Below are 11,758 nucleotides of genomic sequence, written 5' to 3'. Positions count from 1 at the left end.
ATGAACAACCCGAATCAGCCGGCGCAGACGCCCGGCGAGACGGTCGCCCGGCTGAGCCTCGCCGAGAAGGCCGCCCTGACCACCGGCGCAGGCTGGTGGCACACCACCGCACTCCCCGACGCGGGGATCCCGGCGTTCCGCCTCTCGGACGGCCCCCACGGACTGCGGCTGCAGAACGACACCCAGGCCGACCACCTGGGCATCAACGCCAGCGCCCCGGCCACCTGCTTCCCGCCGGCCGTCACCCTGGCCTGCACCTGGGACACCGACCTCGCGGGGCGGGTCGGCGGCGCACTGGCCCGCGAGTGCCTCGCACACGGCGTGCACGTGCTGCTCGGACCGGGCGTCAACATCAAGCGCAGCCCGCTGTGCGGGCGCAATTTCGAGTACTTCTCCGAAGACCCATTGCTCAGTGGCGTGTTGGGAGCGGCGTGGGTCAACGGACTGCAGGCGCATGGTGTCGGGGCCTCGGTCAAGCATTTCGCCGCGAACAACCAGGAGACCGGCCGCATGTCGGTCAGCGCGGACATCGACGTACGGGCCCTGCGCGAGATCTATCTCCCGGCCTTCCGCCGCGTGGTGACCGAAGCCCGGCCCTGGACCGTCATGTGCGCGTACAACCGGGTCAACGGCGTGCACGCGTCACAGAATCCGTGGCTGCTGACGGACGTCCTGCGGGATGAATGGGGATTCGACGGCGTGGTCGTCTCCGACTGGGGAGCCGTCGTCGACCGGGCGCGGGCCCTCGCCGCCGGGCTCGACCTGGAGATGCCGTCCTCGTCCGGCGCCGGCCCCGCCCGCGCCGTCGCGGCCGTGGAATCCGGTGAACTCTCCGAGGAAGCACTGGACCGCAGCGCCGCCCGGATCGTGGCAGTTGCCCGCAAGGCGGCCGCGCACGCGCGCCCCGACGCCTGCTTCGACCCGGCCGCCCACCACGATCTGGCCCGCGAGGTCGCCACGCGCGGGGCGGTCCTGCTCAAGAACGATGGCGCGCTGCTCCCCCTGGACCCCGCCGCGCCACAACGCATCGCGGTCATCGGTGAGTTCGCACGCACACCGCGCTATCAGGGTGAGGGCAGCTCGCGCGTGACCCCGACCCGGCTCGACGACGCATTGACCTCGGTCCGTGAGGCCGCGCCCGCGGCGCACATCTCCTTTGCTCCCGGCTTCCCCGTCGATGCTCCGGACGCCGACGCGGCCGCGCTGCACGAGGAGGCCGTCCGCGCGGCCGAGAGCGCGGACGTGGCCGTGCTCTTCCTCGGTCTTCCGCCGAGCCTGGAGTCCGAGGGCTATGACCGCGAGCACATCGAACTCCCGGAAGAGCAAACCCGGTTGCTCGCCGCCGTCAGTGCGGTGAACCCGAACATCGTCGTGGTCCTCGCCAACGGCGGCGTGGTCCGCCTGGCCGGGTGGATCGACGACGTACCGGCTGTTCTGGAGGGCTGGCTGCTCGGTCAGGCCGGAGGATCGGCCACCGCGGATCTGCTGTTCGGTCGGGCGAACCCGTCGGGGCGTCTCGCGGAGACGATCCCGCAGCGGCTCGCCGACACCCCGGCCTACCTGGCCTGGCCTGGCGAGAACGGTCATGTCGCGTACCGCGAGGGCCTGTTCGTCGGCTATCGCCACTACGACGCTCGCGACATGGCGGTCTCCTTCCCCTTCGGGCACGGCCTCTCGTACACCACCTTCGACTACGCGGACCTGCGGGTCACCTCGGACGCAGGCGGGCTCGACGTCACGGTGGCGGTCACCAACACGGGGGAGCGGACCGGGCACGAGGTCGTCCAGGTGTACGTGGCCGCGCCGGGGGAGCGGGTCCGACGCCCAGTGAGGGAGTTGAAGGGTTTCGCCACCGTGTGGCTCACGCCTGGCGAGACCCAGAACGTCACCGTCCGCGTCGCCCGCGCCGACCTCGCCTATTTCGACACCGCAGCCGACACCTGGCTCGTCGAAAACGCCGACCACCGCATCGACGTCGGGGCCTCCAGCCGCGACATCCGGCTGAGCGCGACGGTCCCGGTCACAGGCGACGCCTACGCCGAGCAGCCGGACGCCGACTCGACCGTCGAAGTATGGCTCGCCCACCCCGCGGGCGGCCCGGCCATCGAGGCACTGCTGTGCCGCGTCCGGCAGTCCATGGGCGACACCTACCCCAAGGAGGGAAGCCCCCGCCACCGGATGGTGGCCAACATGCGCCTCAGCCAGCTCGCGGGGCTCCCGATCGTCCCCCTGAGCTTCGACGACGTACAGGAACTGGTCGAGACGGTGCGGTCAGCCGCGGTCACCGGGAGCAAGGAGTCCTCCTGACCCCCGGGGTGACCCCTCGCGCGGCGACCGTCCGGAACCCGCAGTTTCCGCTGCTGGAGGCGGGCGTGTTGGCCGAGCGGGCGGCCACGCGGTAGCGGTGGCAGTAGGTGTGATGGCACAGGTAGGAGCCGCCGCGCATGACACGGCGCTCGCCGCTCCGCGGCCCCTTGGGGTCGGCGGCGGGGGAGTGGGCGTAGTAGTCGGTGGCGAACCAGTCCGCGCACCACTCCCAGACGTTCCCGGCGACTTCGTACAGGCCGTGGCCGTTGGGCGGGTACGTGCGGACCGGTGCGGTCGCCAGCCAGCCGTCCGCACCGGTGTTGGCGTACGGGAACGCGCCCTGCCAGATGTTGCACAACCACCGCCCGTCGGGGGTGAGTTCGTCTCCCCATGCGAAGCGGCGGCCTGCGAGTCCGCCGCGGGCCGCGTACTCCCACTCGGCCTCGGTCGGCAGGCGGCGCCCCGCCCACGCGCAGTACGCCATGGCGTCGTCCCAGGCCACGTGCACCGCTGGGTGGTCCGGTTCCGCGGTGGACAGCGGGCCAAGGGGGTGGCGCCAGTCGGCTCCCCGTACGTCCAGCCACCAGGGGGCGGCCGGGCTGTTCCCGATGATGTCGGCCCGCTCGGCGGCGACGGCCAGGTGGAACACGGCGGAACTGCCCTCCCGTTCGGCGGCGGTCAGGTACGCGGTGTCGTCGACGAAGGCCCGGAACATCGCCACGGTCACCGTCGTGACGTCGATGGCGAACGGGGTGACGCGTACGGCGTGCACCGGCTGTTCACCGTCTGTCGGATAGCCCTCGCCGAAGGAGTCACCCATCAAGAACTCGCCGCCGGGGAGCCTGACTTGGGGGTGCGCGGGCGGCACGCGGGCCGGCGTGGGCAGCGGGCCGGTGGAGCAGATTCGGGTTTCCGGTACGCAACATCCCATTGACGTCTCCATGACGCGAGTATATGAATTCTCACCTAGGTGAGACTGCACATAGCAAGATCGCACACCGCTTCCGCACAAGGGAGTCCACGTCCGTGAAGTTCGAGTACGTCCTGCTCGGCCTGCTGGCCCGTCGCCCCTACAGCGGGTACGACCTGCGCAAGTGGCTCGAGGTCGAGGGGCAGTTCCTGTGGGCGCGAGCCCACCACAGCCAGATCTACCGCAAGCTCGGGCAGATGGAGGTCGACGGCTGGGTGCGCCACGAGGTCGACGCGCGCGAAGGCCGCCCGGACGCCAAGGTGTACCGGCTCACGCCCGGCGGGCGCGAGGTCCTCCTGGAATGGGTGCGCTCGCCCTACGAGCCGCCCAGCCGCTTCCAGGAGATCGACTTCCTCGCGCGGTTCAGCGTCGCGGCGCCGCTCGACAAGGACGCCGCGATCCGGATCGTCGGGACCGAGCTCGACCACCGCCGCGCGCAGATCGCCGAGAACCGGGACCGCGACCGCACCTTGATCTACGAGGACCCGGCGCCCGGCCTCGACCAGGACCTCGACCTACAGGTCCACGATGCCCTCCACGCGCTCGGCGCGGCCGCCATGGACCGCTGGGTCGCCTGGCTGGAGCGGACTTTGCGCAACCTGACAGAAGGGAAACCCGTCCGATGAGGGCGATCATGGTGATGTTCGACAGTCTCAACCGGCACATGCTGCCGCCGTACGGAGGCGACTGGACCCACGCACCGAACTTCGCCCGCCTCGCGGATCGGGCGGTCACCTTCGACAACGCGTACGCCGGATCGATGCCCTGTATGCCGGCCCGCCGCGAGATCCACACCGGGCGGCACAACTTCCTGCACCGCAGCTGGGGGCCGCTTGAGCCGTTCGACGACTCGATGCCCGAACTCCTCAAGCAGAACGGCGTCTACACCCACCTCGTCAGCGACCACCCGCACTACTGGGAGGACGGCGGCGCCACCTATCACGGCCGCTACAACACCTGGGAGTTCTTCCGCGGCCAGGAGGGCGACCCCTGGAAGGGCCAGGTGTCCGACCCGGAGATACCCGACGACCTGAAGCGGATGCGGTTCGGCTCCTACCGCCAGGACTGGGTGAACCGGCCCCACATGGCGACGGAGGACCGGCACCCGCAGACCCTCACCTTCGACGCGGGCCTGGAGTTCGTTCGGACGAACCAGGACGCCGACCGGTGGTTCGTGCAGATCGAGACCTTCGACCCGCACGAGCCGTTCTTCAGCCACCAGCCCTACAAGGACCTCTACCCCCACGACTACGACGGCCCGCACTTCGACTGGCCCGACTACAAGCGCGTGGTCGAATCCGACGGCCAGGTGGAGCACGCCCGCTTCGAGTACGGGGCGCTCCTGTCGATGTGCGACCACTCGCTCGGCCGGGTCCTGGACACCATGGACGAGCTGGACCTGTGGGACGACACTCTGCTGATCGTCAACACCGACCACGGGCTGCTGCTGGGGGAGAAGGGCTGGTGGGGCAAGAGCGTCCAGCCATGGTTCAACGAACTGGTCCACCTGCCGCTGTTCGCCTGGGACCCGCGCAACCGCGCCGCGGGCCAGCGGCGTTCGGCGCTGGTGCAGACCGTGGACGTGGCGCCGACCTTGCTGGAGTTCTTCGGCGTCGACCGGCCCACCGACATGCAGGGCGCGCCGCTCCCGGTCGCCGACGACACTCCGGTGCGGGAGGCGGGCCTGTTCGGTATCCACGGCGGACACGTCAACGTCACGGACGGCCGCCACGTCTACATGCGGGCGCCCGCCTCGCCCGACAACGCGCCCCTGTACGAACACACCCTGATGCCGACCCACATGCGGGGCCGCTTCTCACCCGCCGAACTCGTGGACCTGGAACTGGCCGAGCCGTTCGGCTTCACCAAGAACGTGCGCACCCTGCGTGTGCCGGGCCGCACCCTCGTCAACCCTTACCACCACGGCACGCTCTTGTTCGACCTGGAGACCGACCCCGACCAGAGCACTCCGCTGATCGACGACGACGCCGAACTGCGCATGGCCACCCTGCTGGTGGAGCTCATGCGGGCCAACGACGCGCCGCCCAGCCAGTACGAACGCCTCGGTCTGCCCGGCCTTGGGCCGGTCACGGAGCAGCACCTGCTGGTCCGCTCCCAGCGTGAGCAGGCGGAGCGTGCCGCGCAGCCGCTGCCGCGGGCCGAGGACTATCCACAGGGCCGCCTCTCGCTGCGCACCCCTCTCAAGGCACTGATCTCCGATCCGGTCGCCGTCGAGGTGCTGCGCACACACCTGCCCGGTGTCGCCGACTCGGAGCTGCTGCAGATGATCGGCGCGACACCGCTCATCGACGTCGCCGCCATGGCGGGTGCGCTGTTCCCGCCCCCGAGTCTCCACCGGGTCGCCGAGGAACTCGCCCAACTCTGAGACCACTGCGGCCACTTGAGCCGGTGACGGGGTTGCAGCCCCGTCACCGGCGTACGACCTCCCCTTCCCGCAGACCTCCCGCGAAGAAAGTCACAGAGAAAAGAGACGGCCCGATGCCCGAGCTTAGCCAGAGCCCCGTCATGCCCAAACCCGAGGTGCAGGTGAAAGGGCGCTGGCGGCAGTTGTCCCTGCTCGGCGGCACCATGCTGGTCGACAGCACCGAGGCGAGCCTGGTCAGCAGCCTCTTTCCGCTGATCCGGCAGTCCCTCGGGGTCTCGCTGGGCGCGCTGGGCATACTGACCGCCGCCGGGAAGATAGCGGGTGCCTTCACCGGGCCCCTGTGGGTGTGGGTGGCGGAGCGCTGGTCGCGCAAGAGCGTCCTCGTTGTGGCCACCGGGCTCTGGGGTGTGTGGGGCGTGGCCGCGGGCTTCGCACAGAACTTCACCCAACTCGTCATCCTCTACACCATCCTGGCCGCGGGCTACGCGGCCGCGCACCCCATCATCACCGAACTCATCGGCGACCTCTTCGGGGGATCGACCCGCGGCCGCGCGATCGGCGTGGTCTACGGCGCCGTCTCACTGGTGAGCGCGGTGATCGGCCCGCTCAAGGGCCAGCTGGCGGGCATCGAAGAGGGCTGGCGCTGGGGCCTGTGGGGCATCGGCACCTTCAACATCCTGCTCGGCCTCGCCATGTGGATGTGGTTCCGCGACCCGGGACGGGGTGCGTCCGAGGAACAGCTCGCCGACCTCGACCGCGCCACCCGCAACGCTCACTCGAAGCTCACCTGGACCAAGGCACTCTCGCTCCTCAAGATCCGCAGCCTGGTCGTCCTCCTGGTCTCCCGCCTCCTGTCGGGACATCTCCTGGTGGGCACCTTCGGCGTCGTATACCTGGTGGATGTGTACGGCTTCAGCACGCAGAAGGCGTCTATCGTGCTGCTTCCCTTCGGTGTCGGCTACTTCCTGGGCACACTCCTGGGCGGCTTCGGGGCGGACTGGGCCACCCGGCGCAGCCCTCGCCACGGCCTGGTCACCGTCCTTCAGACGGCCCAGTTCGCCTTTGCGGGCTTCGCCTACTTCGGGACCCAGTTCGACTACGGGAGCATTGCCCTGTTCGGTGTCTTCTTCGCCCTCATGGGCGCGGCCCAGGGCGTCAACCCGAGTGTCAATCGCCCCATGGTCATGGCCATCACCCCGCCCGAGCTGCGCGGCGCCGCCTTCGCCATCTACGTCTCCGTCTTCGAGGCGATCGCCTGGGCCTCCTTCAGCCTCGGCGCCGGCTTCCTCGGCGACGCGATCGGGCTCCGCACCGTCTTCCTGTGGGCGCTCGTCATCCTCATGCTGGTCAACGGCATCTTCCTGACGCTGCTTCACCGCTCATACGCCGAGGACGTGGCCCGAGTCCAGAGGGAACTGCACGCGCGCCGCGAACAGGCCCTCGACCCCACCACCTGACCCCTCAGGCCCACGCAGGCGCCGCCCGAAGCGGGATCGGGCCAGCCTCCAGCAGCCCACGGGAGGCGCTGCCTTCGGTATCCGCGCGTGCCTGCCGCCTGTCCCCCCCAACCGCCGGTTCTGCCGACTTGCCGCGACTGGTCACGCACGTGGCCACACACAAGAGAGAAGCAACTCATGACGCATGCACGACGTCTGCCCGATGGATTCCTGTGGGGCACCTCCACCGCCGCCCACCAGATCGAGGGCGGCAACACCAACAGCGACTGGTGGGAGTTCGAGCACGGCAACATCCCCTACGTCAAAGAGCCCAGCGGTGACGCCTGCGACAGCTACCACCGCTGGCGCGAGGACATGGACCTGCTGGCCGAACTCGGCTTCACCGACTACCGGTTCAGCATTGAATGGGCCCGCATCGAACCGGCCCCGGGTGAGTTCTCCCGCGCCGCGATCGCCCACTACCGGCGCATGGTCGAGGGCGCCCGTGAACGCGGTCTACGGCCCATGGTGACCTTGCACCACTTCACGACACCCCTGTGGTTCGCCCGGCGCGGCGGCTGGGCCGCCACCGGATCGGACGAACTGTTCGCCCGCTACCTCACCGCGGCCGCACCCATCTTCGCCACGGACGTGGCGCACGTCTGCACCATCAACGAACCCAACATCGTCGCCGTCATGGCTGCCGCACAGGCCGCGCTTGCCTCCGGACAGGCCGTGAATTTCGCCGAGGGCCCGCCGGCTCCGGACGAGGCCACCACCGACGCTCTGGTACGGGCGCACACCCGAGCCGTCGAAACGGTCAAGTCCCTTGCCCCACACGTAAGCACCGGCTGGTCCGTCGCCAACCTGGTGTGCAAGGCCCTGCCCGGATCAGAGGAGGTCGCCGCGGTATTCCGGCACCCACGTGTGGACGTGTTCCTCGAAGCTGCCCGCGGCGACGACTGGCTCGGGGTGCAGGCGTACACCCGCACGCTCATCGGCCCGAACGGCCGACTGCCCGTGCCCGAGGACGCGGAACGCACCCTCATGGGATGGGAGTACTACCCCCAGGCACTGGGCGATGCCGTGCGCCACAGCGCTTCCGTCACCGGCGGCACCCCGCTGATCGTCACCGAGAACGGCATCGCGACAGCCGACGACTCCCGCCGCATCCAGTACACCACCGGCGCCCTGGAGTCCCTTGCCGACGCCATGAACGACGGCATCGACGTCCGTGGCTACTTCCATTGGAGCGCCCTGGACAACTACGAATGGGGCCGCTACGAGCCGACCTTCGGCCTGATCGCCGTAGACCGCGAGACCTTCGTCCGTACCCCCAAGCCCTCGGCCGCCTGGCTCGGCGCCATCGGCCGGACCCACGTGCTGCCCAGCGTGGCGTGAGGGCATCGCGCAGGCGCGGCGTAATTGCGGGACGGTGTTGGCCTGCCGACTTGCCGGATCGGCCAGGTCTCCGGGCGGATCCGGGATATGGACGCTCGTCTGGCCCGGCTACGGCTAGTGGAAGCTCCTGCCCGCAGCTGCTGGCCGTGGTGGGGATGGGTCCGGACACGGCCGTCGCTCAGCGGATCACGGTGGGGACAACGCGGAACGCCTGGACAGTGAGTCGTCCTTCGCCGCCTTGCGCGGGGTCAGCCCCGTAAGACCCGCCGAGAAATCGTCCGTCGCCTTAAGCGCTATGCGGCCCGAGAGGTCTCCCACCTGGTCATACAGTTACAGCCAGTACCCCGCTCGTAGGGGCGTGGTGTGACAGCGCATGTGATTTGAGGGGATCCGTTTGATGGTGCCGACGGGGGCCTGCGTGAAAGGGGGGACCCGGCGCGCGACTGTCCAGGAGCAGTGTGCTCGACCTTTCGGGTGGCGGCTGGGCGTACCCGTGCTGGCTGCCGCATGCCCCGCCTCCTTCTGCTTCAAGTGACGCGAGGCTCAGGGGCACCACGCGAGGGCTGGAAGATCGAGCCGGACAACCTGGCCCAGGTCTCCCCAGTGATTACGGAGAACCTCAAGCGGTTCGGCGAGTACTTCACCCACGAACTCAGCATTTTGCCCGCGGCCTTGGTCCGTCCGTGTCTCGGCAGGAGTAGCTGCGCGGTGGTGAGTGCGCCAGTAGGCAAAGGGCCGACACGCCCTCAACCGGGTGATTAGTCAGTCCTTGCTCATAGCCACTCGTTCTGACGGGCAACCCTGATGTGACCAGCGTCTTGCCCAGGAGGAACGTTGAGAAGAACTATCGCCGCCGCCGCGGCTCTCGCCGCTCTCGGCTTTGCCGCTAGATCGGTGTGATCACCGCCTACTGCAGAGGGGTGCAGAAGTGCCCGTCATGGGTCAACCGCTAGCCACCGTCTCCCCAGACGTGCTGTTCCGTACGCAGTGCGCCGTCGCGGATGCGCTGTGGCACTACACCACCACCCCGGTCGCCAAGCCGTACTACGTGCGCGGGTGCATCCCAGACCTGGACGAGCCTCGGGTGACCGTTGCGCTGTGGACCGGTCCCGCGGCGCGCGAGAAGAAGAACCTCTTCCTGTCCATCCCACTGGTGTCCGACGGTGTGCCCCTCTCGGCGACGCACGTCACCTTGGGGCTGCTGCGGCTGGGCCGGGGAACCCATATGTTCGGCTTCACCGGCCACCGGTTCGACGGCAAGCGCGTCCTCAACGGCAGCGCGCTGGTCAAGGGTGTCGCGACTGCTGGACCACCTGGGGAGAGTGGTGAACTGCAGGGGCCCAGAGGCTTCTACTTCGAGCGGCCCGGACGGTTGACGAAGTACTGAGTACTGAGCTGACCCAGAGCCCGCTTTCGCCGTGCGGCGCTGCTCGGTTGTGCTCGCCACGCGAAGGACCGCCGCGTTGGAGGCCGACGCCGGCAGGGGACCGCTGGACGCTGTCGTACAACGTGAACAGTTTCGACAATAGATGGACGTCGGAAGGTGCACTATTCCGCGCCACAAGCATCTACAAACCGCGGCTCGTGTCATTCCGGCTGAACCTGTCAGCCACTCCCGGATTCACGCCCCGCAGCTGCTCGCACCGGTGAGTATCGGCCCGGACAGCGCCGTAACGCTCCTGATCACCATGGGGGACAATCCCGAGCGCGTGCACACCGAGGCATCGTTCGCCGCCCTGGGGTTCACTAGGCTGCGCCACGACCCGCGCATGCAGGCGTACTACGAACGCCGCACCTGGGAGGGCAAGACCCGTCGTGAGATCATCAGGTGCCTCAAGCGATATGCCGCCCGCGAGGTATCCAACCTGGTCAAAACGGTATCCAGCGACCCCCTGTTATAGGGGCTGTCGTGACAGATGAGAGGCTCAGGCGAGTGAGTGAGACACCGAAGAGCACCCTGCAATACCGCTTTGACGGGCCAGAAGACGCCCCTGTCCTGATCTTGGGTCCCTCACTGGGTACCACATGGCACATGTGGGACCGGCAGGTGCCCGAGCTGGTCAAGCAGTGGCGGGTGTTCCGCTTCGACATGCCCGGGCACGGCGGCGCCCCCGCACACCCCTGCGGCTCCGTCGGCGAGCTCGCCCAGCGGCTCCTCGCCACCCTCGACGAGGTCGGCGTGCAGCGCTTCGGCTACGCGGGCTGCGCGTTCGGCGGCGCGATCGGCGCCGAGCTCGCTCTGCGGCACCCGCAGCGCGTCGCGTCCCTGGCGCTGATATCCGCGTCGCCGCGCTTCGGCAGCGCGGACGAGTTCCGCCAGCGCGGCGTCATCGTGCGGAGCAACGGACTCGACCCCATCGCGCGTACGTCCCCCGAGCGCTGGTTCACGCCCGGCTTCGCCGCCGCGCAGCCCGCGATCACCGACTGGGCCGTACAGATGGTGCGTACGACCGACCCCGGCTGCTACATCGCCGCCTGCGAGGCCCTCGCCGCCTTCGACGTGCGCGCCGAGCTGAACCGGATCAGCGTGCCTGCCCTCGTCCTGGTCGGGTCGGAGGACCAGGTCACCGGGCAGGGCGAGGCCCGCACCCTCGTCGCGGGGATACCGGACGCCCGCCTGGCCGTCGTGCCGGGGGCCTCCCACCTCGCCCCCGTCGAGCAGCCCGCCGCCGTCACCGACCTTCTCGTACGCCACTTCTCCACCGCCTGGCAGCTCGCGACCGACGCCACCGGGACGCACGCGGCGATCAGCGCACCGCCCGTCAAGCCGATCCTCGCCCCGCCGCCGCCCGTCTTCCCCGTCGCCGAGATCGGGCCCATGGAGCAGCCCGAGGCCGTGGGCGGCGGACGCCCCGACCCGTACGACGCGGGGATCAAGGTCCGCCGCGAGGTGCTCGGCGACGCGCACGTCGACCGCGCGCTGGCCGCCGCCGACGACTTCTCCACGGACTTCCAGGAGCTCATCACGCGCTACGCGTGGGGCGAGGTCTGGAACAGACCCGGCCTCGACCGCCGCTCCCGCAGCTGCGTCACCCTCACCGCCCTCGTCGCGGGCGGCCACCTCGACGAGCTGGCCTTCCACACCCGCGCCGCCCTGCGCAACGGCCTCACCCCGCAGGAGATCAAGGAAGTGCTGCTCCAGGCGGCCGTCTACTGCGGCGTCCCCGCGGCGAACTCCGCCTTCAAGGTCGCCCAGGCCGTGATCCGCGAGGAAACCACGCCCCAGGAGTGACGCGTAGCAGGATGGGGGCATGACGA

General features: G+C 69.5%; 8 protein-coding genes and 1 pseudogene. 8 read left to right on the top strand and 1 reads right to left on the bottom strand.

Going from position 1 to position 11,758, the window contains the following annotated elements:
- On the top strand, positions 1-2,307 hold the full coding sequence (locus tag M4V62_RS09540) for a glycoside hydrolase family 3 C-terminal domain-containing protein (RefSeq protein ID WP_249586809.1): 2,307 nt from the start codon (positions 1-3) through the stop codon (positions 2,305-2,307).
- Here M4V62_RS09540 and M4V62_RS09535 read toward each other — a convergent pair.
- The gene (locus M4V62_RS09535) at positions 2,282-3,250 is read right to left on the bottom strand and encodes a formylglycine-generating enzyme family protein (protein ID WP_486388573.1); all 969 of its coding nucleotides are present in this window, start codon (positions 3,248-3,250) and stop codon (positions 2,282-2,284) included. The genes M4V62_RS09540 and M4V62_RS09535 overlap by 26 nt on opposite strands.
- 83 nt (positions 3,251-3,333) lie before the next feature.
- Here M4V62_RS09535 and M4V62_RS09530 point away from each other — a divergent pair, with 83 nt between their 5' ends.
- The 7 genes and pseudogenes from M4V62_RS09530 to pcaDC all read left to right on the top strand — a co-directional run bounded on the left by M4V62_RS09530 (position 3,334) and on the right by pcaDC (position 11,732).
- Positions 3,334-3,903, top strand: coding sequence for a PadR family transcriptional regulator (locus M4V62_RS09530; RefSeq protein ID WP_249586808.1), 570 nt, complete (start codon positions 3,334-3,336; stop codon positions 3,901-3,903).
- Positions 3,900-5,663: a sulfatase gene (locus M4V62_RS09525; protein WP_249586807.1), complete on the top strand. Its 1,764-nt coding sequence runs from the start codon at positions 3,900-3,902 to the stop codon at positions 5,661-5,663. The genes M4V62_RS09530 and M4V62_RS09525 overlap by 4 nt, the downstream gene beginning before the upstream one ends.
- 113 nt (positions 5,664-5,776) lie before the next feature.
- Positions 5,777-7,120 carry an MFS transporter gene (locus tag M4V62_RS09520; protein ID WP_249586806.1) on the top strand — a complete coding sequence of 448 codons (1,344 nt, stop codon included), beginning with the start codon at positions 5,777-5,779 and terminating at the stop codon, positions 7,118-7,120.
- 177 nt (positions 7,121-7,297) lie between these two features.
- Positions 7,298-8,500: a glycoside hydrolase family 1 protein gene (locus M4V62_RS09515; RefSeq protein ID WP_249586805.1), complete on the top strand. Its 1,203-nt coding sequence runs from the start codon at positions 7,298-7,300 to the stop codon at positions 8,498-8,500.
- A 937-nt stretch (positions 8,501-9,437) separates the two neighbouring features.
- On the top strand, positions 9,438-9,887 hold the full coding sequence (locus M4V62_RS09510; protein WP_249586804.1) for a hypothetical protein: 450 nt from the start codon (positions 9,438-9,440) through the stop codon (positions 9,885-9,887).
- A 235-nt stretch (positions 9,888-10,122) separates the two neighbouring features.
- Positions 10,123-10,401, top strand: a pseudogene (locus M4V62_RS09505) (IS110 family transposase); the annotation flags it as partial.
- Between the two features lie 32 nt (positions 10,402-10,433).
- Positions 10,434-11,732, top strand: a complete 1,299-nt coding sequence (pcaDC, locus tag M4V62_RS09500) for a bifunctional 3-oxoadipate enol-lactonase/4-carboxymuconolactone decarboxylase PcaDC (protein WP_249586802.1) — start codon at positions 10,434-10,436, stop codon at positions 11,730-11,732.
- Positions 11,733-11,758 lie beyond the last annotated feature (26 nt).

It is taken from the genome of Streptomyces durmitorensis (assembly GCF_023498005.1).
Lineage (GTDB): Bacteria > Actinomycetota > Actinomycetes > Streptomycetales > Streptomycetaceae > Streptomyces > Streptomyces durmitorensis.
This window is presented reverse-complemented; position numbering and strand designations above follow the sequence as displayed.